Source organism: Caulobacter sp. S45, assembly GCF_903642205.1.
Taxonomy (GTDB): Bacteria; Pseudomonadota; Alphaproteobacteria; order Caulobacterales; family Caulobacteraceae; genus CAHJWH01.
In genome coordinates this window covers 1-23,163 of sequence record NZ_CAHJWH010000036.1, presented here as the reverse complement: position 1 = coordinate 23,163, position 23,163 = coordinate 1, and the positions used below count along the sequence as shown (strand labels likewise).

Below are 23,163 nucleotides of genomic sequence, written 5' to 3'. Positions count from 1 at the left end.
AGCCGATCGCCGTAGCCCAGCTCAACCTGCGGGCCCACGTCTCAGGGCGTCCGATCATTCCCGCCATCCGCATGGCCCCGTTCTGCCGTCTGCGATCTGCGCCCGCAACTCGCCCGCGCGCCCGTTCGCGCAGCCGTTCGCCCGCTGGCGAATGCGCGATGGCGGACCGGCGTGTCTTCCGGCTGACTGGGACCACCACTCCGGCGAGGCCGCCTCATGACGTCGATCGCATTCGCCTTCCCATCCTCACAGGTGCGCGCCGCGCCGCTTCCCGTCTGGGCGGCGGTCGCGATGGCCCTGATGTCAGGATGCCTGCTGGCGCTGGCCTACTCGCTGCACCCGCTCTGGTGGGCGGCCTGGGTCGCGCCGGTCCCGGTGATCGCAGCGGCCCTGAACGGTCAGCCGTCATGGCCGCGGCGGCTCGGCGCCCTTGCCGGCCTCATCGCAGGCTCGACCACCTTCGGCTACTACACCTCGGTAACCGGCTGGCCCGTGGCTGTCGGTATCCTGCTCGCCCGCGTCTGGTTCTGGAGCGGCATGGTCACCCTGGCCGTCCGCAGCGCCCGGCGACTGCCCGCGTGGGGCGCCGTGTTCGCCTGGCCGGCCTTCGCCGCCGGGATCGAGACCGTCGTGCTGGCCGTCTCGCCCCATGGGAGCTACGGCAGCCTGGCCTACAGCCAGATGGACGCCCTGCCCGTGATCCAGGTGGCGGCGCTGGGCGGCGTTCCGGCTATCGTCTTCATGGTGTCTTGCGCAGGCGCCCTGGGGGGCCTGGTGGTCGGCCGGCTGATGGGGGCCATCTTGGACGCGCGCGACCTCGTCATCGCCGCCGCCCTGGTGACCGCGATCTGGGGCGGGGTGCTGGTGTTCGGCATGCTGCGTCTCGCCTCGCCGGCGGACGGGCGCTCCATTCCCGTCCGGCTCGTCGTCACGGACCAGTTCGCCGGCGAGCCGCGAAGCTGGGGGGCGGTCTGGGCGGCCTACGCGCCCGCCGTCGAGGCCAGCTCGTCTCCGGGCGCCGCCATCGTCCTGCCGGAGGGGATCGCCCTGCTCTCCGCTTCCGCCGCCAATGCCGCCGCTCTCCAGGTCGCCACCGTGGCGAGGGCGCATGCGGAGACGATCCTGGTCGGCGTCGAGGCGCGTGACGAGGCCGGCCACTATGCCGACAGGGCTCTGGTGGCGGGACTCGATGGCCGGGTGTCCTGGTACGACAAGCGCCATCTGGTTCCTGGGCTGGAGGCCCGCGATCGTCCTGGCTCACGCCTCCTCCTGACCTCGATCGGAGGGGGGCGGGCAGGCGTTGCGATCTGCAAGGACATGCACTTCCCCGCCCTCGGGCGCGAGAACGCCCTCCAGGGCGCCGGTCTTATGCTCGTTCCTGCCTGGGACTTCGTCCGGGATGGCTGGATGAGCGACCGGCTGACCGCCTTGCGCGGCGTCGAGAGCGGCTTCGCCATCGCTCGCTCGACCCGAGACGGCGTGTCCAGCGTCAGCGACCGGTTCGGGCGTATCCTGGTCGAGGCTCGGAGCGGTTCCGCGCCGACGGTGCTGCGGTACACCCTACGCTTGGCCGCAACAGCGCATAGTACGGTCTATTCTCGGGTTGGCGACCTGTTCGGCTGGACAGCAGCCTTCTGCGCCGTCCTCATGCTGATCTGGATGCGCGCGCGCCCAAACGCCGACGCGGGTGAGCGCACCCGCACGGACAGGGCGAAACGCGCGTAAGGACGATCTCGATCAAACCGAACCGCCCGTCCACGAGCCGATGGGCCCTCAATCGACGACACATAGCAGCACTGCGAGCGGTCGAAAGCGCCGTCCGCTTGCAGGCCGGGGAGTCGCCCCGCCAGTCCTGCGCATAGCCATGATCGAGGCTATCAGTTCACCTCTAGACCGGAGAAGTCCCCTTGTTCGCGCCACTGGCGAAGCAGCTTGATGAAGGCGATGCCGCCGCCGCCGAAAGGCGCACTGCGGGCTTCGGCGTCGGAGAGCCTGCCTTCGTTGTTGTAGTAGCCGGGGGTGCAGGCCTCGATGAACTTGCGCCGGCTCTCGCCGAGGCGGACGATGGTGGCGACCCAGTCCTGCTCGGCCTTGGCGGTCGGTTGCACGCTGTCGATGTGGCGCGCCAGGCATTGCTCGACGATGTGGGCGATGTGCAGGGTCTGCTCGCTCAGCATGTGTGGGAAGTTCGGCGACATGCCCGCCTGAGCCTGACTGACGATGAACAGATTCGGCAAATCCCGGGTCTGAAGGCCATAGAGCGTGGACATGCCCGCCGCCCAGCGGTCGGTCAGCGAGACCCCGCCGACGCCATGGATTTCCATGCCCGAGCGCTTGGCGTAGCTGGTGGAGGTCTCAAAGCCGGTGGCGAAGATCAGGCAGTCCAGCGGATATTCCACGCCCTTGGCCACCAAGCCTGTGGACGTGATCCGCTCCACGCCGCGAGGCGCCGTATCCACCAGGGTGACGTTGGATCGGTTGAAGCTCTGCAGGTACTCGTCGCTGAAGCAAGGCCGCTTGCAGTAGAGGCTGAACCAGGGCTTCAGCGCCTCCGCCGTCGCCGGATCCTCCACGATGCGCGAAACGCGCTCTCGGATGTCGGCCATCTTCTCCAGGTCGGCCTGTTCCAAGAGCGCGCCGGGGTCCGCCGCGCCTTTGGCGGCGACGAACTTCTCGCGTACCGCGCGGGCAAGCACGGTCCAGCCGTCGTGCACCAGGTCGTTGGGCGGCAGGTCCTGGGTGAACTGGGCGGTGAAGTTCTCCAGCCGCTCCTGCTGCCAGCCGGGCTTGAGGTCGGCCCACCACTCAGGATCGGTGCGGCTGTTGTCGCGGGCGTCGACGGAGGAGGGCGTTCGCTGGAACAGGTACAGGTGCTGCGCGGCCTTGGCGAGCGGGGGCACGCACTGGATGCTGGTCGCCCCGGTGCCGATCACGCCCACGCGCTTGTCGCCGAGCCGGTCCATGGGCGTCGTCTCGCTCCCGCCGGTGTAGTCATAGTCCCAGCGGCTGGTGTGGAAGCTGTGGCCGGCGAAGGTCTCGATGCCTGGGATGGCGGGGAGCTTGGGACGGTTCAGGGGCCCGGTGGTCAGGACCACGAAGCGCGCCCGGATCTCATCTTGTCGGTCGGTCTTCGCGGCCCAGCGGGCGGAGCCGGCGTCCCACGCCAGCGACTTCACCTGTGTGGAGAAGGCGGCCCTGTCGTATAGGCCGTAGCGCTCGGCGATGCGGCGGCAGTGGGCGCGAATCTCCGGCGCCTTGGAGTAACGCTCCACCGGCATGTAGCCGGTCTCTTCCAGCAGCGGGAAGTAGATGTAGGACTCGATATCGCAGGCGGCGTTGGGATAGCGGTTCCAGTACCAGGTGCCGCCGAAGTCGCTGCCCGACTCCACGATGCGTATGTGCTCCACCCCGGCGTCGCGCAGCCGCGCGGCGGTAAGCAGGCCGCCGAAACCTCCGCCCACCACCAGCACGTCCACGTCCTCGTCCAGCGCGGCGCGCTCCACCCTCTCGCCATAGGGATCGTCCAGGAGGTGGGAGAAGCCCTGCTCGATGTCGAGATAGCGGCGCTCGCCGGCATCGGAGGGCGTACGGCGGTCGCGCTCTTCGCGGTAGCGCTGGCGAAGAAGATCGAAATCCGGCCTTGCGGTCGATGTGGACTGATCTGTTAGAGCCATCACGACGTCCTATGGGCGAGCGCTCCGTGCATTCCCTGGTGGAAGCGTCGGAGGTGTTGCAACGACAGGTGGTAAGCGGTCCTCACACGCGCACGGACCCAAGCGATGGCCCGTCGAGCGGGTACAAGTAGAAAATGCTCGCCCGCGGCGCCGAGAAGGGCCGCGGGCGAGGTGTCGCCCGGGTGAAGAGGCGATCTGCAATCGGTCGATCATGGCGGCGGGTGCGCACGACCGACGGACGGAAAATCGGCGGCCGTGCGTGAACGGCTGCTGGCACTCCTCCCTGCGCTCTAGAACTTGGCGCGCACGGTGGCGCCAAAGGTGCGTGGGGCGCCCAGGAAGGCGTCCACCAGGCCGGTGGCGTCGGTCGGCGCGTTCTGGCCGGGTGCGTTGAAGCTGGACTGGACGTAGTAGGTGTTGAACATGTTCTCCACGAAGAACTCCACGTCGAAAGCGCGGTTCTCCGGGCCGAACACGATGCGGCCATCCGTGACGGTGTAGGCCGCCTGCAGCTTGCGGGGATCCTCGTCGGAACCGCTGCTGTAGTCGGAATTGTACTTGGCCCCGAGGTTGAGGCGCGCATAGAGCTCACGAGGCAGGTGATAGGTGTAGGTCGCCTCTAGGGAGGCGGAATACTGGGGTGCGAAGGGCAGGCGCTCGCCCGGCGTGCCGAGATAGCCCGAGCTCAGCAGCGCGCCGGTGTCGCTGTGGGAGAAGCGGGTGTTCGCGATGGTCAGGCCGCCCTGGAAGTTCAGGTCGCGCGTCGGGCGGTAGAGGAAGTCGGTGTCGATGCCCTTGCTGTAGACGTAGGGCAGGGAGTCCACCACGAACACCAGGCCGTTATAGGTGTTGTCCTGGAAGTTGGAGAACTTCTCATAGAACAGGGTCGCGTTCAGCAGGAGCTTGCGGTCAAGCAGCGTCGTCTTGGCGCCCACCTCGGCGGAGTCGGAGTATTCCGGCTTGAAGAAGGTGTTGGTGACGGGGCTCGTGGACACCACTAGGCCGTTGGCGGCGCCGTTAACCGTGGGGCATGGTCCGTCTACCGAAGGGCCCCCGGCGGTGGGGCAGCTGATCCGGTCCAGGTTGAAGCCGCCCGCCTTGAAGCCCTTGGCGTAGGAGATGTAGGTCAGAAGCTCCGGGTTCCAGCGGTAGACGCCCTTCACCGTGCCCGAGGTGTTGGATGTCGATTCCGCCTGATGGTTGGCGAAGTTGTTGAAGGCCGACTCCGCAATGGGCAGGCAGACGGTGTTCAGCAGCGACTGGCCCAGGCTGCGGCCCAGTGGCGTGTTGATGATGGCGTCACACGCGCCGCCGACGGACGGGCTGGTGTTCTGGTTGAGGCTGTTGTCGACCTTGTTGTCGATGGTGTAGCGCGCACCGATGTTGATGTCGAACTTGCGGGTAAAGTGGTAGGTCTCGTTGGTGAACAGGGAGTAGGTGTCGGTCCTTTGCCGATACTTGTCGACGTCGCCCTGGCCAGCCGGATACTGGGCGTTCGGCCCGAAGAATAGCTGCAGAGCAGTGGGAATGGGAGTGCCCAAAGCCGAGGCGCTGATGTCTTCGTTGATAAGCGGGTCGTAGCCGGTCCCGAACAGGAGCTGCTCGTTCTCCCGCAGGTATTCGTTGGCGTAGAAGCCGCCGACCAGGAAGTCGAGCTTCTGGAACGTGCCGGCGAAGCGCAGCTCCTGGCTGAAATCCTGGAACTGCTCGCTGTTCTCGTCGCCGCTGGTTCGGTCGAGGATGTCGAGGTTGGTGAAGTCCGGGTCCTGAGAGGTGTAGAGCTTCCAGTTGCGATAGGCGGTGATGGAAGTCAGGCTGCCGTTCAGCTGGGGCACCTTGTAGTCGACCTGCACGGAGATGCCCTCGTCGACATTGTTCTCCGGATCGTTCTGGTCGGCATAGGTGACGCGGTTGTAGGGGTTGGGCGTCTGCGGCTCGCCGCCATAGGCGCCGGCCAGCCCCGCCACCAGCGCCTGGGTGTTCAGCGCGCCCGTCGCCGCGCCGAAGGGCTGGCTCTCACGATAGACCACGGCCAGGCAGCAGTCCTCATTCCGATGAGTGTAGTCGCCGATGACCCGCACTGACAGATCGTTGTTGGGCTTGTAGAGCAGCTGAAGGCGGGCGGTGTAGAAGTCCTGGTTCTGGTCGTCGTCGCGCGTTCGCGGACCCGGGCCGGTCACCACGGACTGGAAGCCATCGCGCTGGCGGTCGGCGAAGTAGAAGCTGCCGGCGAGCTGGTCGCCGAGCAGGGGGCCATGCACCTCGGCCGAGCCGCCGATGGCGTTGTAGTTGCCAGCCGTCAGCTCCGCGGCGCCGCCGTACTTGAAGGTCGGCTCGGCGGTGGTGATGTTGATCACGCCCGCAGAGGTCGACTTTCCGAACAAGGTGCCCTGGGGCCCCTTGAGCACCTCGATCTGGTCCACGTCGCCGAGATCGTTGAAGCCCACGCCGTTCCTCGGCCGGTAGACGCCGTCGATCACGATGCCGACCGAGGGCTCCAGCCCCGGGTTGTCGCCTACCGTGCCGATGCCGCGGATGCGGGCGGTGGTGGTGGCGTCGGAAGTGTCGGAGGTCACCGTAAGGCCGGGCACCACCCTCTGCAGGTCCTTGACGTCCTGCACGCCGCTGTCCTGCAGCAGCTGCTTATTGATGACAGTCACCACCACAGGAACGTCCTGCAGGTTCTCCTTCCGCTTCTGGGCGGTGACCACGATGGTGTCGACCGTGAACGTCGAGGAGGTGGTCTGGCCTCCTGCGCCGGCGGGAGCCGTCGGACCCGGCGCGGTCGTGCTCTGCGAAGCCGCCACCCCGGTCGTTCCGGGGGTGGAAGTCCCGGCGCCCGCCGGGGCGGGCTGCGTAGAGTCTTGAGCTTGGGCGGGCTGGCCCGCCAGGGCCGCCGTAGCCAGGGCCAGGATCGATGCGGTGGTCCGCAGGCGTACGCTTATGGACATGTCGTCCCCCCGTATGGCCAGGCAGGCTTGAATGCGCCGTCCTGTTTGTCGCTCGACGCTATCTCCAATCCGTAGCCCGCCGCAAGCCTGATGACACTAAGCTGTGTCAGTTGGAAGCGGGACGGGCGGCTGCGGCGATGGCCCAGCGCTCTTGCAGCCGCGGTCGTCTGACGCCACAGAAGGTTTATGCTTCAGGGCGCGGCGACACCCCGCAGGATCGGCGGCAAGACCGTCGAGGAACGGCGATCCGAACGCTGGCGTCGCCTGGTCGATGCGGCGGTGAAGGTCTATGGCGAGCGGGGCTACCGCAACTCCACCGTCAAGGTGGTCTGCGATGTGGCGGGGCTGACGGAGCGCTACTTCTACGAGTCGTTCTCCAACAGCGAGGACCTGCTCTGCGCCTGTTTCCAGGAGGCGGTCGACAGGCTGCTGTCGCGGGTACGCCGAGCTGGGCTGCAGAGCGGGGGCGCTCCTATGGAAAGGGTGCGCGCCGGCGTCCTTGAGTATCTAGCTCATCTCCAAGTCGAGCCGGCGGCGGCGCGGGTCTTTCTGATCGAGATGTCAAGTGTCAGCGCAAGGGCCGATGCACTGGTATCCGCTAGCCTTGATCGCTTCGCAGCCTTGCTTGTGGACTTCTTGGCCAACGGTCCTGGGCCCCATGTCGACCCGCCGCGCCTGCTTCTGCGGGGCGCGATCGGCGGCGGCCTCCATGTGGCCCAGGCCTGGACGACGAGCGGCTATGCCGAACCGGTCGGCTCGGTCGCCGACACCATATTGCAGATCTACGGACTGGTGGCGGGCCATATCGCCGGGGGCGATCCACAGGCCTTGACTCGCACAGCCGCGCCTCCCCGTCTCCGAAAGCGCGTGGCCGCCCCGGCGGAGTGATGCTAGGAGCGGACAACCCGCCTTGTCATCGTGCGCGGCGCTAGGGAGCCGACCATGTCCATCCTGCAAGAGCCCGCGCAGGCCCTCGCCTCCGGCGACGACGCGGCGGCCATCGCCGATCTGAAGGCGGCCTTCGAGGTCCAGCGCCGCGCTTTCGCCGCCGACCGTCGGCCGAGCCTGGACGTCCGCCGCGAGCGCGTCGGCCGGATCGCGCCGATGATGCTCGCCAACCGCGAGCGGATCAGCGCCGCCCTGGCGCAGGACTTCGGGTCCCACCCCACAGGCGCCGCCGACCTGATCGAGACGCTGGCCGTGGTGGGCCGGGTCCAATACGTGCTGGAGAACCTGGAGGCCTGGACCGCGCCCCAGGACCGCCCGATGGACGCCGGCCTGTTCGGCACCGCCCACGCCTACATCGAGATGCAGCCCAAGGGCGTGGTGGGCAACATGATCCCCTGGAACTTTCCCTTCGACATCGGGGTCGGGCCGATGGTCGAGATGCTGGCGGCCGGCAACCGGGTGATACTCAAGCCTTCCGAATACGTGCCCGGCTGCGCCGCCCTGCTGCGCGAGATGGTCGCCGAGCACTTCAGCCCGGACCTCGTCTACGTGGCCGTGGGCGGGCTGGACTTGGCGCGCGCCTTTACGGAGCTGCCCTTCGACCACCTGCTCTACACCGGCAGCCCCGGCGTCGGCCGGCAGGTCATGGCGGCCGCGGCCCGCAACCTCACGCCCGTGACGCTGGAGCTCGGCGGCAAATGCCCCGCGATCGTCCTGCCGGGGGCCATCGACGCGGAGACCGTGAAGACCATCGTGGGCACCAAGATCGTCAAGAACGGCCAGATGTGCGTCTCGGTGGACTATGCGCTGGTGCCCAGGGGCGACATGGACCGCTTCGCCGACCTCGCCCAGGCCTTCATGGCCGAGGCCGCGCCCGACTACGCCGCCGGCCCCGACTGCACGGGCATCATCACCGCGCGTCACCTCGACCGCCAGGAAGAGCTGCTGCAGGAGGTGCGCGACCACCAGAGCCGCATCGTGACGCTCGGTCCCGACGCACCGGCCGACCGCGCCACCCGCCGCATGCCGATGCGCCTGGTGCTCGACCCCGATCCGGAGCTCCGGATCATGAAGGAGGAGATCTTCGGGCCGATCCTTCCGGTCGTGCCCTACGACGACCTCCAGGGCGCGCTGGACCTGATAAACGGCGGCGAGCGGCCGCTCGGCTTGTATGTCTTTGGCCACGACCAGGCGACGGTGGAGCACGTGCTCGCCTCCACCACCTCGGGCGGGGTGTCGGTGAACGCCTGCGCACTCCAGGGCGCGCTGCCATCGCTGGGCTTTGGCGGAGTGGGCATGAGCGGCATGGGCCGCCACCACGGCATCGAGGGCTTCCGCGAGTTCTCCAACCCGCGCGGCGTGGTGGTGCGGGGCGAAGGCGACCAGGTCGACGCCTTCTTCGCCCCCTACGCCAAGGCCGAGGCCATCGTGCAGCACGTCCTCACGGGTGGAGCGGCGGGGTGAGCCGCCGCCGCCGTCGCCGCATCAGCCCCGTCCTAGCGAGATGAAGTAGTCGCGCGCCTTCTCCGGCTCAGACACCGCCATCAGGTGGAAGTCCTTGAGCTCTGGGGGCACGTACCAGTGGATCCGGTCCTCGTCGTAGGCGCGCCAGACAACCTCGGCCACCTCGCGCGGCGTCACGAGCCGCCAGGGACCGTCGGGGGGGAGCATGGCGCGGGTCTCCGGCGGCAGCATGGCGGTATCCACGATGCCCGGCAGTACGTCTGCGGCGCGTACGCCGTGCTTCTTCAGCTCGATGGAGAGCGCCTCTGTCAGGCCCTTCACCGCATGCTTGCTGGCTGAATAGGCGGTCAGGTTGGCCGAGCCGAAGATGGCCGATGCGGAGCAGGTGGAAAAGCAGAGCGAGCCCGGCGTGGCCTTCAGCAGCGGCAGGGCCGTCTGCATGCCGATCATCACGCCGAAGAGGTTGATGCGCAGCAGCCGCTCCACCGCCTCCCAAGGCGCCTCGTCCAAGGGCGAGCTGGCGATGATGCCGGCGTTGTTGAACAAGATGTCGAGCCGTCCGCCGGTGTGCTCGGCGAAGGCGGCCACGGCGGCGCGGTAGTCCTGAGGGTCAGTGACGTCCAGGCGCCGGGCAAGACCGATCTGGCTCTCCGCCTGCAGCGTGCCCAGGCCCGTCTCGTCGACGTCCAAGGCGCCCACGAACCAACCGCGCTCAGCGAAAAGCAGGGCCGTGGCGCGCCCGATGCCCGAGGCCGCGCCGGTTATGAAGATGCAGCGCCGGGGTTCGGCTGTCGTCATGCGTCGACCCTTCCTTGTTGACTTGAGGCGGCGCTAGGGCCGCGTGGACGGGACCGGCGAGGTCCAGGTGGACGCGGCCGCCTCGATCTCTTCCGGCTGCAGGGTCGCCGTGATCGTCCGACCGCCGCCTCGCACGAACAGCAGCCCGATGAAACCGAGCGTCATGAGCACGGCGAGCGCCAGGAAACCGGCCTGCTGCGTATGGGTGAGGCGGGTCGCCAGGAGCACCAGCGCTGAGCCGATCCAGAGGGTGGCGGTGCCGGACAGCGCATAGAGGCCGAAGAAGGTCCCGGTCTCCTCGGGCGGCGTCAGCCGGGTCAGCAGCGTGCGGCTGGACGCGTAGGAGGCGGTGATGAAGATCGAGAGGCCCGCTGCGAGGGCGAGGTAGACGAGTTCAGGCGCCGTGCGGAACATCGGACCGTTCCACACGGGCCGGGCCTGCGCGACGTGCCAGAGATAGAAGATCCGGTCTGGCGCTATCCCGATCAGGGCCAGGAGCCCGATCGCCGTGATGCCGATCTCGATCTGCACGGCGCGCTTGGGACCCAGGCGATGGTCCATGACGCCGCCCAGAAATCCGCCCGCAACCGCCAGCACGCTCAGGAGCACGCCGTAGGCCAGCAGCTGCAGCACAGCCCAGTGCATCACCCCGGCGGCGTAGACGCCTGAGAACAGCAGAACGCCCGTCATGGCGTCGATGTAGAGCATGCGCGACAGCAGGAAGACTGTGGCGTCGCGCCGGCCCTTGAGGTGGCTCAGCATGGTCCTCATCGAGCGGGCGCCCTCTGCGAGCGCTTGGCCGAGCGGCAGGCCGGTCGACGGTGCGTCGGGCGTCAGAAAGAAGAGAGGCAAGGCGCCGAGCGCCAGGATGACGGCGGCGATCGGCGCCACGATGCGCGACGGCTCATGCTGGCGAGGGTCCAGCCCGAACAGGGGATGGTGAGGCACGAAGCCCGGAATGGCGGCCGGCAGCACGAAGGCCCACAGCACGAAGACCAGCACCGACACCGAGATCAGGTTGCCGAGCGCCAGCGCCAGCCCGGAGGCCGAATGAGCGCGCCGCACACCCGCCGCCCCTACCAGCATCGAGTTGTGCAACACCTCGCTATAGGCGAACAGGATGTTGATCGCGGCGGCGATGACGATGACCGCCCCGACCGACAGTCCCCGATGATCCGCCCGCGTCCACCAAAGGCTCCAGATCAGCGGGACCATCAGGCCTGTAACCAGGAGCAGCATCGGCTTGCGCCGTCCGATCCGATCCACGGCTGCGCCGAGGAAAGGCGCGCTCAGCGCGACGATCAGGCCCGACCATTGACCGTAGGTGGCGACCGCCTGCTGCCCTCGGACCGGGTCGCCCACCACCACGCTCGAGAAGTAGGGCATGAAGACGTAGATGGTGACCAGGACCACGAACGGATTGCGCGCGCCCTCGAACAGGGACCAGGCGAGAGCTCCGATTGGCAACCGGTCGCGCGCGCCCATTGAACCTCCGCCTTCTCAGCGTCTCGGCGGCTGATATCCGCGTTGTGCAGGGATCGTCTAAGCGAGACAAGCCCCCGTGTCAGCATCCCCGCCCGCCAGTCAGGCCGCAAACCCAAGCCGCTCGGTCGGTAAGCTCCACCGACAGGCCCGCACCGTGTCACAGCTCGTGTCGACCGCGGTCTTGCTGATCGTAAGATCGCCCTTCCCTGCGGCGATGTAGCCGCCTCAGCTGAAGGCGACGTTGCAACCGTATTAAGCTCTGATGGTCAAACTGCCTCAAAAGATCGGGCGGAAGATCATTGGGGATGGCGGCGTCAGAAGCTACGAAACGAGACCGTTCGGACGAAGGCCTCGCACCGATCGCTCTGCTTGCGACCACATCGCGAAATGCGACAGCGCGCTTCTTGCACGCTTCCGCCATCGCCGTGGTCGTAGGCTGTGTCCTCGGGCCTGTCTTTGCGACGCTCTGGTTCGCCACTGTCTGCGTGATGGGCGTCTGGATCAACGCGGTCGTCAAATCTGTTCCTGTCGACCAGGGAAGGAAGACGACGGGGTGGCCGGTTCATTGTCTTGTCTTGGCCAATTTCGTCAACACCGCGACAACGGCCTTCATCTGCGCCGCCTTGTGGACCCAAGCGGACCCGGTCTCCCGCTTCTGCGCTGTCGTGATCTCCGCCGTCAGTGGAACCCATACGCTGCTGAGGTTTGCGCCGCACACAGGGCTCCTCGCGCTGTTTCTCGCCCCGATCGTCGTTGCTATCGCCTATGTGGCTGTCGACAGCCTCGGCATCTCTCACGGGTCGATCCTTCCGATCGTCGCCCTGGCGGCCGTCTTCATTTGCCTGGTGAATTTCCTCGCCGGGTCTCGCCGGCAGATCATTGCGGATCGCGACAAGCTGGTCGACGCCCGGCAGAAGGCGGCGGAAGGCGAGCGAGCGGCGGCGGCGGCGAATGCTGCGAAGAGCCAGTTCTTGGCCACCATGAGCCACGAAATCCGGACGCCTCTCAACGGGGTGCTCGGCATGGCGCAGGCCATGGCGGCGGACGAGCTTCTTCCTAGGCAGCGGACGCGGCTGGAGATCGTTCGGCAGTCTGGCGAGGCGTTGCTGACCATACTGAACGACATTCTCGATCTGTCCAAGATCGAGGCCGGCAAGCTTGAGCTTGAAACCGTTGAGTTCAGCTTGAGCGAGCTTGCTCACGGCGCACATGCGGCGTTCACCGGTCTGGCCAGCAAGAAGGGGTTATCCTTTCCCCTGGATCTGCACGATGCCCAGGGAACCTACCGCGGAGACCCCGTCCGACTGCGTCAGATCATGTCTAATCTGATCTCCAACGCGCTGAAGTTCACCGAGGAGGGCGAGGTTGGTGTTGTCGTATCCTGGCGGAACGGCGTCCTGACACTGCGGGTCGCCGACACGGGTCTGGGCATCGCGCCCGAAGCGTTGAAGAGGCTTTTCGAAAAGTTCACTCAGGCTGACGCCTCGACCACGCGACGTTTCGGCGGAACCGGTCTCGGCTTGGCGATCTGCCGCCATCTCGCCGAGGCGATGAACGGCTCCATCCTCGTCGAAAGTCAGCCTGGGGAAGGATCCCGCTTCACCCTGTCGGCGCCTTTGGAGCAGGTCAAAGAGGACTCTTCAACGGCCATGGGCGCGCCGACTCCCGTTCTCTCCTCTTTAGCTTTCCAGACGCCATTGCGTGTGCTGGCCGCCGAGGACAACGCCGTCAATCAACTTGTGCTAAAGACGCTGCTGCAGCAGGCGGGCATCAACCCCGTGGTCGTGGATGACGGGATCGCAGCCGTTGAAGCCTGGCAGCGGGCGGAATGGGACCTGATCCTTATGGATGTCCAGATGCCGCGCCTGGATGGCCCAACGGCGACGAAGCGGATTCGTGAGCTTGAGCTTGAACGCGGCGGCCGCCGCACTCCAATCCTGGCGCTGACAGCAAACGCCATGCCCGATCAGGTCGCGAGATATATCGCGCTGGGAATGGACGGCCATATAGCTAAGCCCATCGAAGTGAGCGAGCTCTTCGCAGCGCTTGAGCGGGCGCTCGCCGGCGAGCAGCTGCAAGCCAAAGCGCATCCGCCTGCACGACCTAGCGTGGCGGCCGCTTGCTAGCCAGGGTCATGGCGGCTCAGACGAGCCCGCCTCAGTCCCCGCCTGCTCACGAAGGACTTCATCAAGACCGGCTCAGCAGTTGATGGGGGCCTCAGACTCACATATTTGGCCACACGGGAAGGAAGGACAAGGTAGTCCTTGCGGTCGCCGCGGTCCACTTCGGTTTCCGCAACCGACGATCCAGCGGCCGTATGCAGCGAAGCGACTTGGCGCGAGGTGTTCACCATCGGAGTGCTGTAGCAAAAGTTCACCCATGGTGCTGCGGCGACGCCGCCTTACACTCAGGCCTGCGGCATCGCAGCCGGATAGATCAGCGCGGGACTTGAAAAGGATGACCGATGCCGCTCAAGCGAGTTACTGTCTTGGCGTTTGCGTTTGCGCTCACGTGTCAGGGGTCCGTCATGGCTGAGCAACCAGGTCACGTCACCGGCGTGGGAGGCGTCTTCGTCAAGAGCAAGGATCCCAAGGCTCTTGCGCAATGGTATCGCGAGGTCCTCGGCCTTGAGGTCAAGCCATGGGGTGGAGCGGCGTTGCCCTTCGATGCGCCAGGCCATCCCCCCAAGGTGTCCTGGACGGCCTTTGCGGACTCCAGTGACTATTTGAGCCCCTCGACGCGGGAGTTTATGATCAACTTTGCGGTGGATGACATGGACGCGATCATCGCGCGGGTGACCGCGAAGGGCGTCCCCATCCTGAAGCGCGACGACAATGACGCCTTTGGCCGGTTTGCCTGGATACAGGACCCCGATGGCACAAAGATCGAGCTTTGGCAGCCCAAGAAAGGTTAGGCCAGCCTCTCCGAGGGCTGCGGCGCCGACGCCAGGGCGCCAAGGGTTCGTACCGGCAAACTCGGTTGCGCCGCGCCTCGCTCCACGCGGCAGATTGCCGGCGGTTGAATAGGGGTCCGGATCCGGACGTCCCTGTCGGCGCGGAGCAGGCGCAAGCCGCCGGCAGGAGCGTGACGCCCGGCTACAGCGACATGAACGGCACGTCCTGGAGCTCGGCGACCCCTTCGGCGCGCAGGCCCCCATGCTCTGCAAGGGGGCTCAAGCGTTCGATCCTGGTGGGCACGGGCAATGCGGTGGGCATGGCGGAGCATGCGCTTGAGGTCTTCTTGGAGAGCATAGCCAAGAAGACCATCGCCTACTCGCCCTACAACCGCCAGGAGGACGCGCCGGTGACGCACCTGAACGTCGAGGACGTCACGCGCCGGATCTGCGGGGTGCAGTGCAAGGTCACATCGGCCAACGTGCTCAACGGGAAGGCTGACGCCCTGCCGCCGCCGCTCCGACAGCTATGACGGCTTCAGACGGCGACGGCGTTTCGCTCCAGGTCCGCGGTCCTGTCGCCACGCTCGTGCTCGACCGGCCGCACAAGCGCAACGCGATGCGGCTTCGGACCTGGCGCGCGCTGCCGGCCCTGATCGCGGCGGCGGAGCGGGAGGCTGCGGTCGGCCTCGTCCTGGTGCGGGGCGCAGGCGGCCACTTCGGCGCCGGCAACGACATCGCCGAGTTCGGCGCGCTGAGGTCCGACGCCGCGGCGGCCGCAGCCTACGGCCGGGCGATGGCCGATGCCATGCACGCCGTCGAGGCGGCGTCCAAGCCGGTCGTCATGGCCATCGAGGGGGTCTGCTACGGCGCCTCGTTGGCCCTGGTGCTGGCCGGCGACCTGCGCCTAGCAACGCAGGACGCCAGCTTCGCGATTACCCCCGCCAAGCTGGGCGCGCTCTATCTCAGAAGCGACCTGCACAGGCTGGCGGCCGCCGTCGGCCCGGCTCGTAGCAAGAGGTTGATCTACACCGCCGAGGCCATCGGCGCGTCCGAGGCCCTGGACATCGGGCTCGTGGACGAGCTCCTTCCGTCGGACCGGTTCGAGCTGGAGCTCTCACGTCGGATGGGCGTCATCCTGGAGGGATCTCCCTTCACCTTGCGCCAGACCAAGGCGATGCTGCGGAGCCTCGGCCACGGGCGCGCGCCAGTGGAGACCGAGGAGAGCCTGGCGTCGTTCGTCGAGGCGACGCAGGGCGATGACTTCAAGGAAGGCGTCGAGGCTTTCCTGAACCGAAGGCCGCCGCGCTTCCGCTAAGCCGGTGGAAGTCGTCGCGTCCCAGGCTCCGCCGCCTTTCAGTTCGTTCGTCAGGCGGACCTTGCGAGTCTCCGCGACGCTCATGCCCAGGATGCGGAACTGGTATTCAGCGGTCCAGGAGGGTCTCCGAAGCGCCCCCGCCAAGGCGGCGGCCAGGTGGAGAGCAGCCTTGTAGTCGATGAGGTGAGCGAGTCAGGGTGGCGCTTTGTCCACAGCTGGAGGCTAGCTCTTCAGCTGAGAGGCCAAGAACCCGACGACCAAGGCATAAGGCGGAGTAAGTAGAAAGATCCATGCCGCCCAGGTCAACCAACATCTGCGTTTCTCCAGGATGACCTCGTTGATGGTCACGCGCCGGTCCAATTCGCAAATCCAGAGGACATGATGCATTTTCGGGTCTTCGAAAGCACAGTCTTTGACGACATCAGCAGGAGTAGACCCTGATGTCTCAAATCGGCGTGATCTGATAGCAACGAGGGCGAACCCGGACACGAAGGTGAACCCGACCAGGGCGACCAAGGCCGCAGCGAGCACGGCCACGGGACGGCCTGGAAGCGAGAGCGCTCCCGCCGCGAAGACGGCGGCGAGCGCCGCCAACGCTACAGCCGTCGTTAGGATCATGATGATGCGGGCGTCCTGAGCGGTCGCCAGCGCACATTGTTCCTCCAGGCGACGCTCGCCGCGTCCGACAGCCGACGCCTGGGTCGCGCTTCCGAGCTTTGCGACGTCCTCGCGCGTCAACATCGGGCGACCCGGGGGGCGAGCAGGTTGAGCCGAGGTCCAGGCACGAGGACGCAGCTCATTGGGGTGGTTCATCCCCGTCACCCTTGGCGCTGGAGAAGCGATCGGCCAAGTCACGCCAGCCATCCAGCGCCCGCTGATCCACCTCGTCGATCAGCCGACCGAGGTTTGACTTCGGCCCGACCGCCTCGCTCACGCGGCCGCCGATGCGCCCCAGCTCGCTCGCCAGGCGGCTCAGCAGGGGGCCGTCCTCCGGCTCGTCGCCGAGCCGGTCGCGCACGGCCATGGAGATGAAACCCGAGCGGGTCATCCCGCCGGCCTGGGCGGCGGCGTCCAGACGTTTCAGCAGCCTCTCCCCCACGGTGATGTTGACCCGAAGCGGCACGTCCTCGACCTTGACCTCGATCAGCACCAGCATTTCACCCGCCGCCGTCCAGGCCTTGATGTCGGAACTCTCTGCCGCCGCAGGCCAGTCGAGGCCCTCCTTCTGGAGCCGCTGAAGCTCAGCCAGGAGGGCCTCCCGGGCCCTCCCTGCCAGGACCGAAAGAGTGCGGGCTTCGACTTTGATGCCCGGGAATTCTCGAAAGTGTCCAACATGTCCTGCAGCGGGTTCCTCCTCAACGGTGAGGGCGTGGACGACGGTGCTCATGATTGCTCGCTCGGCCGTGAAGGCGCCATGTGTAAAAATACTCGCCCTACCGGAACACGCGAGCGGTTTAGCGGTTCATGGCTGGGTGACGGTGACGAACGGACGGAGGCCTCGATGAGCGGCACGACATGGGCGCACCGCAGACGCTTTCCTTAGCCAAGCGCCGCCACGACGTCTTCGTGCGTCGACGACAGACAGGCAGAACCCCTCCCGTATTCCTCCACATCTGGACGCCCATGAACTCAGTCGAGCGGCCTCAAGACGGTCTGGTGATCCCCATCGTGGAGGAGCGCCCGGTTGTCAGCAAAGAGGAGGTCACGACCGGCCTTGTTCGCGTCTCTACGCACATCGAGCAGCGCGTGGTCCATGTCGACGACACGATCCGCAAGACGGTCGTCGACGTCCAGCGCGTGCCGATCAACCAGTTCGTCGAGGTCCAACCCCAATCACGCGAAGAGGACGGAGTCCTGATCGTCCCCGTGGTCGAGGAAGTCCTCGTCAAGCGCATGTTCCTCAGGGAGGAATTGCGCATAACCCGAACGTCCACGCTCGAGCCTGTCGAACGTGACGTCACGTTGCGCGTCATGCACGCCGACGTGCAACGCAGCTGATCCCCTCAACACCTTGAAAGGATATATCATGCCTCGCGCTCTTACCGCCTTGTTCAGCTCGCGCGCATCGGCCAAGGCCACGCGTGACCGCCTGGTCGACATCGGCATCCCCGCAAACGAAATCGACATCCAGGATCAAGACGCCTACGCCGGCGGCCAAAGCACCGGCGGACACAAGGGCTTTGTCGACAGCCTGAAGGGCATGTTCGGCGCCCATGAGGATCACCACGCCTATGCCGAGGGCCTCACCCGCGGCCAGGTCCTGCTGACCGCCACCGTTCAGGACAACGAGACGGATCGCGCGATCCAGGTCCTTGAGGGCAGCGACGCGATCGACCTGGACCGGCAGGAGAGCGAGTGGCGCACGGCGGGCTGGACTGGCGCATCCACGGCTGGCGCAATGACCGCTGACCGTAGCTCAGGCGCGACCGACGACGTCATCCAGGTGGCCGAAGAGCGCCTGGTGGTCGGCAAGCGCGAAGTCGAGCGCGGCGGCGTGCGCGTCCGCTCCTACATCGTCTCCACGCCGGTCAGCGAGCAGGTTACGCTGCGCGAAGAAACGGTCGGTATCGAGCGGCGGCCGGTCAACCGGGCCGTCGGGGCAGGTGATGACGCCTTCCGCGACCGCTCGATCGAGGTGCTGGCGACCGGCGAAGAGGCCGTGGTCGGCAAGCAGGCGGTGGTCACAGAGGAGATCGCGGTCCGCAAGGACGTCGGCCAGCGCACCGAGGAAGTGCGCGACACCGTGCGGCGCACCGAAGTCGACGTCGAGCGCGTCGAAGGCGGCGTAGCCCAGACCACGCCGACCCAGCGGGTCTGACACATCGGGCGGGGCGCTCCGAGGCGCGCCCCGCCTCCCTTCGATCCGTCAACGGCGCGCCGCGCACGAGCTGACCAGGGCTTGGAGAGCATGACCAACACCGATCCTAATCGAGACGTCCACGGCACCTCCAAGGTGACGCCCGTCGCCAGGAAGAAAGGTTTGGGCTGGTTGGCTTGGCTGATCGCAGCGCTTGTTCTGCTCGCCCTGTTGTTCCTGCTGCTGCGCAGCTGCGGCCACAAAGATCAGGCCACGACGACCAACACGACCGAGACCACCACGGTCACCAACACCCCATCATCCGCTGCAACACCGCCTGTGGCTGTCGAGCAGGTCACGCTTCCGAACGGCAAGACTGTCGGCCTTGAGCCCAAGACGCTGAACTACGACCTGCAGCGTTACTTGGCCTCCAGCGCCCCTACGCCCCAGACTTTCACTTTCGGGAACCTGAACTTCGCGACAGACTCGGCGAGCCTGCCGTCCGGCGCCCAGGCCACGGTCGGCGCTTTGGCGCAGATTCTCACCGCCTATCCGAAGGCCAGGGTGCAGCTGAACGGCTACGCCGACTCCACGGGGACGGACCCGCATAACACCCAGCTCGGGGCGGCGCGTGCGCAGTCCGTGGCCCAGGCGCTGCAAGCCCAAGGTGTCGCCGCCGACCGCATCAAGACGGCCACAGGCGGCGCAAGCAATCCGGTCGATACGAACGCCACCAGCCAGGGACGTGCGGAGAACCGCCGCACCGAACTGACCGTCCTCGCCAAGTAAGCCGTCTCACAGGAGCTTTCTCATGCACACCTTCACCGCCCTGTACGACAAACAAGCCGATGCCGAAGCCATGCAGGCCAGGCTTGAAGAGCTCGGCATCATCGACCTCGACCACGACCTGCATAGCCAGAGCAGCAATGGGTTTGATCGCCACGCGTATTCCGACGAGTCCAACCCGGCCTTCTGGGGTAAGAAGGGCGGCGTCGCGCCGCCCAAGCAGGACCGCCACATCTATGAGGAGGCGCTCCGCCGCGGTGGATACCTCCTGACTGTCAACTGCGACGACGCCGAAGCTCCCCGAGTCCACCAGATCCTTGAAGGTTCCAACGCCGTGGACATGGTCGACCGCGAGCGGGAGCTGCGCGCCAGCGGGTTCGTCCCGCCTGTGGCCGCTCCTGTAGCCGCCACAGCCGCGGCGGACGAGGTCATTCCTGTGGTTGAGGAGCAGCTGGTTGTCGGCAAGCGCCAGGTGGATCGCGGGAACGTACGAGTGCGCGCCTACACGGTAGAGACCCCCGTCCAAGAGAGCGTCTCGCTGCGGGAGGAGCGGGTCGACGTGGAGCGCCGGGCGGTGAACACGCAGGTCGCCGACATCGACAGCCTGTTCCAAGAGCGCGCCCTGGTACTGACCGAAACGTCCGAGGAGGTGGTGGTCGGCAAGGAGGCTCGCATCGTCGAGGAGCTGAGCGTCCACAAGGAAGCCGGCCAGCGGGTGGAGACCGTCAGCGACACCGTGCGTCATACCGAGGTCGAGGTGGACGAGATCAGCCCCAAGCCCACGACACGTCCGCAGGTGTAGGGCCACGAGGGGAGGCGAGCATGAGCTGGAAGGACGCCCGATGCTGAAGCAGCTACTCCAACGGGCCACCTTCGAGGTGGTGGGGATCGTCGCGCTGGCCGTTGCGGCCGGCGTGGCGGTGATCTCTGCGGCTTACGGCCTCTATGCGCTCCTGCGGACCTCCCTGTCCGCCGCAGCCTCGGCGGCCCTCACCTCGCTCGGGGCGATCATGCTCATCGCCGTGCTCGCGGTCGTCTTGATCCAGCTGGCCAAGAAAAGGCCGGCTCCGCACGACCCCAAGGCTCGTCGCTTTGATCAGAACACGATGCAGCAAGCTCTAAGCGTGGGCGCCGCGCTGACGGGCGTCCTGGCCGACGTCATTCTGCAGTGGCGGCTGGAACACCGTCCAGACAAGCACGACCGTCGCGGCCGTGGAAAGAGGAGATGAGACCATGAGCGAAGACAGGATCGAAGGCGCGGGCGAAAGCCTGAAGGGCAAGGTCAAGGAGGTCGCCGGCAAGTTGACCGACAATCCCTCCACCCAGGCCTCAGGCCAGTTGGATCAGGCCAAGGGCCAGCTCCAGAACGCCTACGGCCAAGGTCAGGAAAAGCTCCAGGGCGCGCTGGAAGACATCGCCGAGTACGCCAAGTCCAAGCCTTGGATGGCTATGGGCGCGGCGCTTGGAACTGGGCTCCTGATCGGCCACGCCTCCGGACGGAGCAAGCGCAAGATCGTCTACGTGAAGCACGTGAAGCCGAGCGAGGTGCGGTGATGGGCCTGTTCGACAGTCTCGAACAAGCCGCCGGAGTCGGCGGGCAAGGCGGTGGGGGAGGGAACCCTGCCGCCATGGGCGCGGTCGCCCAAATGCTGCAGAGCCAACCCGGCGGCGTCGGGGGCATCCTCCAGAAGTTCGAGGGCTCCGGCTTGGGCGGAGTGGCTCAGTCGTGGCTTGGCGGCGGACAGAACCAGCCCGTCTCGCCTGACCAGGTGCAAGGCGCGCTGGGTCCGGACGCGGTCGGCCAGGTCGCTGGCCAGCTCGGCGTCACGCCGGACCAGGCCGCTGGCCACATCGCCCAGTTCCTGCCGATGATCCTGGACCACCTCAGCCCAGGCGGCCAAGCGCCAGCCGGCGGAGGCGAGCTGCAGAGCCTGATCTCCCACTTCACCGGGCAGGCGGGCTGATCTCCTGCTCAAGGAAGACCGGCAGGGTGTCGTCAGGCCAAATGCACCAGGCACGCCACTGATCGCTGTCAAGCCGAAGGTGGCCGTCCTCGCGTTTCGGCGTGGACCCGCTGGTGCACTGACTGAGACGGAAGGTGCAGGCAGTCTGGCGAGCTTGTCGAGGATTTCTACGGCGGCCCTGGTCGAGGCGGAGGACTTGGTTGGCGTTGGGTTCCCTGAGGTGGCCGAGACCGGCAACTTTCAGAGAAGACGTCTGGGATCGCCTCCGGTGACGGACTTTCTCAGGGCGTTGGCGGCTCGGCTAGGCGCTGTCTCAGCCTTTCCAGCAGCCAGCGGCCGGCGGGGCCGAGGGTGATGTCCCGCCGGTGGGCTGCGTAGATCGTCAGGCCCTCGCCAGGTGTCGGATCATCTTTGATCCGAAGCGGAACCAGCTTCGCCTCCACAAGATGAGATGCGATGAGATGCTCCGGCATGCGGCACCATCCAAAGCCCGCCAGCAGGAAGTCGAGCCGTCTCCCGAGGTCCACGAAGCGCCATAACCGCGCGCTCGCCAGGCCATAGGACGGGCCGCGGGGATCCACGGGATCTGAGAGCACGAGCTGGACGTGGGGCTCCAGGTCCCCGCGTGTAGCCGGACGCCCCAGCGAGGCCAGGGGATGGCCGGGAGCGACCACTGGCTGCATGGCGATCCGCATCAACGGGTAGGCGGCGATGTCCTCAGGGAAGCCCGGCAGCAGCAGGCAGATCGCCAGCGCAGCCGATCCGCTTTGCAGCCGCCGCAGAGAGCCGCCCAGGCCCTCGGTCGAAAAACTGACCGGCAGGGCGGGATAGGTTTGGCTGAGCGCGCTCAGGCTGTCGATCAGCGGCGCCGTCGGAACCAGCGGGTCGATTGCAAGCGCCAGTTCGGGTTCCAGCCCCTGTCGCGTCCCCGCCGCCACCGCCTCGAAGCGCGCGACGCTGGCCAGCACAAGCCCGGCCTGGTCGACGAGGACGCGCCCTGCATCGGTCAGCCGGGGCCGGTGTCCGCTACGGTCGAACAGCGCGACGCCCTGCGTCGACTCCAGTGTCGCGATCGCCTGGCTGATCGCCGACTGCGCCCGTCCGAGCTTGCGCCCCGCGGCGGAAAATCCGCCGTTTCTGCAATCGCCACCAGCACGCGCAGCTGATCGAGGCTGAGATTGCCGATCACCACCCATCTTCCATACTGATGGAGACGATCACAATTTGATCGCTCCCGAAAGGTGGCCGCCGGCGCTACATCGGTCGCATGCAGCCGACCTACTTCATCAATCACGGGGGTGGCCCCTGCTTCTTCCTCGACCCCGGTCCGATGCGGGACATGTGGAGCGAGCTGGAGACCTATCTGCGCGGCTTTGCCGACGCGCTGGACGCGCGGCCGCGCGCCATCCTCGTGATCTCCGGCCATTGGGAAGAACCGCGCCCGACGGTCAACGCCGCCGCCATCCCACTGCTGCTGTTCGACTACGGCGGCTTTCCCGCCCATACCTATCAGCTGACCTGGCCGGCCCCCGGAGATCCGCCCCTGGCGGCGTGGATCCGACACCTGCTCGGCGCGGCCGGAATCGAAACCGGCTCAGACACCTCACGCGGCTGGGACCACGGCGTGTTCGTGCCGCTGAAGGTCATGTTCCCCCGCGCCGACATCCCCACCGTCCAGCTATCGCTTCAGCGCGGGCTTGATCCCGCGGCGCATCTCGCCGTCGGTCGCGCGCTGACCCCGCTGCGCGAAGACGGCGTGCTGATCGTCGGCAGCGGCCAGAGCTACCACAACATGGGCGGCTTCATGGACGGTAGCGGACGCGCCGATCCGGCCGCCGAGGCCTTCGACGCCTGGCTGCGCGACGTGATGGCGGACGGCGCGACGCGAGACCGTGCTCTGACCGCCTGGGCGCAGGCGCCCGGCGCCCGTAAGGCGCAGCCGAGGGAGGATCATCTGCTTCCACTGATGGTGGCCGCCGGCGCGGCATCCGGCGAGCCGGGCCAGACCGTCTTATACCAGCCGCCTGAAGCCCTGACTCCCGGCAGGGATTCCCAAGGAGCGCGGAACGTGAGTCGATGAGGGCT

The 23,163-nt window shown here is 66.9% G+C and carries 22 protein-coding genes and 1 pseudogene; 15 read left to right on the top strand and 8 right to left on the bottom strand.

Annotation, left to right across the window (positions count from 1 at the left end):
* Positions 1-216 precede the first annotated feature (216 nt).
* A complete protein-coding gene (locus HUV06_RS06020; RefSeq protein WP_174300370.1) occupies positions 217-1,725 on the top strand; it encodes a nitrilase-related carbon-nitrogen hydrolase in 1,509 nt (502 codons plus the stop codon).
* 152 nt (positions 1,726-1,877) lie between these two features.
* On the opposite strand, the gene HUV06_RS06015 is transcribed toward HUV06_RS06020, so the two are convergent.
* Complete coding sequence (locus tag HUV06_RS06015) at positions 1,878-3,674, bottom strand: NAD(P)/FAD-dependent oxidoreductase (protein ID WP_174300369.1); 1,797 nt, start codon at positions 3,672-3,674, stop codon at positions 1,878-1,880.
* Positions 3,675-3,964: 290 nt separating this feature from the next.
* The gene (locus tag HUV06_RS06010) at positions 3,965-6,625 is read right to left on the bottom strand and encodes a TonB-dependent receptor (RefSeq protein WP_174300368.1); all 2,661 of its coding nucleotides are present in this window, start codon (positions 6,623-6,625) and stop codon (positions 3,965-3,967) included.
* A 186-nt stretch (positions 6,626-6,811) separates the two neighbouring features.
* Between HUV06_RS06010 and HUV06_RS06005 the strand changes: the two genes are divergently transcribed.
* Both HUV06_RS06005 and HUV06_RS06000 read left to right on the top strand, forming a co-directional pair.
* Positions 6,812-7,513 carry a TetR/AcrR family transcriptional regulator gene (locus HUV06_RS06005; RefSeq protein WP_174300367.1) on the top strand — a complete coding sequence of 234 codons (702 nt, stop codon included), beginning with the start codon at positions 6,812-6,814 and terminating at the stop codon, positions 7,511-7,513.
* A gap of 54 nt (positions 7,514-7,567) precedes the next feature.
* Positions 7,568-9,037, top strand: coding sequence for an aldehyde dehydrogenase family protein (locus HUV06_RS06000; RefSeq protein ID WP_174300366.1), 1,470 nt, complete (start codon positions 7,568-7,570; stop codon positions 9,035-9,037).
* Positions 9,038-9,058: 21 nt separating this feature from the next.
* Here the strand turns inward: HUV06_RS06000 and HUV06_RS05995 are convergent, their stop codons facing one another.
* Both HUV06_RS05995 and HUV06_RS05990 read right to left on the bottom strand, forming a co-directional pair.
* Positions 9,059-9,835 carry an SDR family oxidoreductase gene (locus HUV06_RS05995; protein WP_174300365.1) on the bottom strand — a complete coding sequence of 259 codons (777 nt, stop codon included), beginning with the start codon at positions 9,833-9,835 and terminating at the stop codon, positions 9,059-9,061.
* A gap of 33 nt (positions 9,836-9,868) precedes the next feature.
* Positions 9,869-11,320 carry an MFS transporter gene (locus HUV06_RS05990; RefSeq protein ID WP_174300364.1) on the bottom strand — a complete coding sequence of 484 codons (1,452 nt, stop codon included), beginning with the start codon at positions 11,318-11,320 and terminating at the stop codon, positions 9,869-9,871.
* 404 nt (positions 11,321-11,724) lie between these two features.
* Here HUV06_RS05990 and HUV06_RS05985 point away from each other — a divergent pair, with 404 nt between their 5' ends.
* The 4 genes from HUV06_RS05985 (at position 11,725) to HUV06_RS05970 (ending at position 15,531) form a co-directional block, all read left to right on the top strand.
* A complete protein-coding gene (locus tag HUV06_RS05985) occupies positions 11,725-13,446 on the top strand; it encodes an ATP-binding protein (RefSeq protein ID WP_254600899.1) in 1,722 nt (573 codons plus the stop codon).
* A 401-nt stretch (positions 13,447-13,847) separates the two neighbouring features.
* The gene (locus tag HUV06_RS05980; protein WP_174300363.1) at positions 13,848-14,234 is read left to right on the top strand and encodes a VOC family protein; all 387 of its coding nucleotides are present in this window, start codon (positions 13,848-13,850) and stop codon (positions 14,232-14,234) included.
* A gap of 104 nt (positions 14,235-14,338) precedes the next feature.
* Positions 14,339-14,746, top strand: coding sequence for a hypothetical protein (locus HUV06_RS05975; RefSeq protein WP_174300362.1), 408 nt, complete (start codon positions 14,339-14,341; stop codon positions 14,744-14,746).
* Positions 14,743-15,531, top strand: a complete 789-nt coding sequence (locus HUV06_RS05970; protein WP_174300361.1) for an enoyl-CoA hydratase/isomerase family protein — start codon at positions 14,743-14,745, stop codon at positions 15,529-15,531. Before HUV06_RS05975 ends, HUV06_RS05970 begins: the two co-directional genes overlap by 4 nt.
* 222 nt (positions 15,532-15,753) lie before the next feature.
* Here the strand turns inward: HUV06_RS05970 and HUV06_RS05965 are convergent, their stop codons facing one another.
* The gene (locus HUV06_RS05965; RefSeq protein WP_174300360.1) at positions 15,754-16,272 is read right to left on the bottom strand and encodes a hypothetical protein; all 519 of its coding nucleotides are present in this window, start codon (positions 16,270-16,272) and stop codon (positions 15,754-15,756) included.
* Between the two features lie 55 nt (positions 16,273-16,327).
* Positions 16,328-16,918 (bottom strand): type II toxin-antitoxin system HicB family antitoxin, encoded by a 591-nt coding sequence (locus HUV06_RS05960; RefSeq protein ID WP_174300359.1) that lies wholly within the window; start codon positions 16,916-16,918, stop codon positions 16,328-16,330.
* 128 nt (positions 16,919-17,046) lie between these two features.
* On the opposite strand from HUV06_RS05960, the gene HUV06_RS05955 reads away from it, so the two are divergent.
* The 7 genes from HUV06_RS05955 (at position 17,047) to HUV06_RS05925 (ending at position 21,078) form a co-directional block, all read left to right on the top strand.
* Positions 17,047-17,529 (top strand): DUF2382 domain-containing protein, encoded by a 483-nt coding sequence (locus HUV06_RS05955; RefSeq protein ID WP_174300358.1) that lies wholly within the window; start codon positions 17,047-17,049, stop codon positions 17,527-17,529.
* A gap of 28 nt (positions 17,530-17,557) precedes the next feature.
* Positions 17,558-18,349 (top strand): YsnF/AvaK domain-containing protein, encoded by a 792-nt coding sequence (locus HUV06_RS05950; protein ID WP_174300357.1) that lies wholly within the window; start codon positions 17,558-17,560, stop codon positions 18,347-18,349.
* A 90-nt stretch (positions 18,350-18,439) separates the two neighbouring features.
* Positions 18,440-19,117, top strand: a complete 678-nt coding sequence (locus HUV06_RS05945) for an OmpA family protein (protein WP_174300356.1) — start codon at positions 18,440-18,442, stop codon at positions 19,115-19,117.
* 22 nt (positions 19,118-19,139) lie between these two features.
* Entirely contained in the window at positions 19,140-19,916 is a 777-nt protein-coding gene (locus tag HUV06_RS05940; protein ID WP_174300355.1) for a YsnF/AvaK domain-containing protein, read from the top strand.
* A gap of 40 nt (positions 19,917-19,956) precedes the next feature.
* On the top strand, positions 19,957-20,343 hold the full coding sequence (locus tag HUV06_RS05935; protein WP_174300354.1) for a hypothetical protein: 387 nt from the start codon (positions 19,957-19,959) through the stop codon (positions 20,341-20,343).
* 4 nt (positions 20,344-20,347) lie between these two features.
* On the top strand, positions 20,348-20,668 hold the full coding sequence (locus HUV06_RS05930; RefSeq protein ID WP_174300353.1) for a CsbD family protein: 321 nt from the start codon (positions 20,348-20,350) through the stop codon (positions 20,666-20,668).
* The gene (locus HUV06_RS05925; protein ID WP_174300352.1) at positions 20,668-21,078 is read left to right on the top strand and encodes a YidB family protein; all 411 of its coding nucleotides are present in this window, start codon (positions 20,668-20,670) and stop codon (positions 21,076-21,078) included. The genes HUV06_RS05930 and HUV06_RS05925 overlap by 1 nt, the downstream gene beginning before the upstream one ends.
* 281 nt (positions 21,079-21,359) lie before the next feature.
* Here HUV06_RS05925 and HUV06_RS05920 read toward each other — a convergent pair whose 3' ends face one another.
* The gene (locus tag HUV06_RS05920) at positions 21,360-22,046 is read right to left on the bottom strand and encodes a LysR substrate-binding domain-containing protein (RefSeq protein ID WP_254600897.1); all 687 of its coding nucleotides are present in this window, start codon (positions 22,044-22,046) and stop codon (positions 21,360-21,362) included.
* Positions 22,047-22,082: 36 nt separating this feature from the next.
* Positions 22,083-22,274: pseudogene (locus HUV06_RS16620) on the bottom strand (LysR family transcriptional regulator); the annotation flags it as partial.
* Positions 22,275-22,345: 71 nt separating this feature from the next.
* Between HUV06_RS16620 and HUV06_RS05915 the strand changes: the two are divergent.
* Positions 22,346-23,158 (top strand): class III extradiol ring-cleavage dioxygenase, encoded by an 813-nt coding sequence (locus tag HUV06_RS05915; protein WP_174300351.1) that lies wholly within the window; start codon positions 22,346-22,348, stop codon positions 23,156-23,158.
* Positions 23,159-23,163 lie beyond the last annotated feature (5 nt).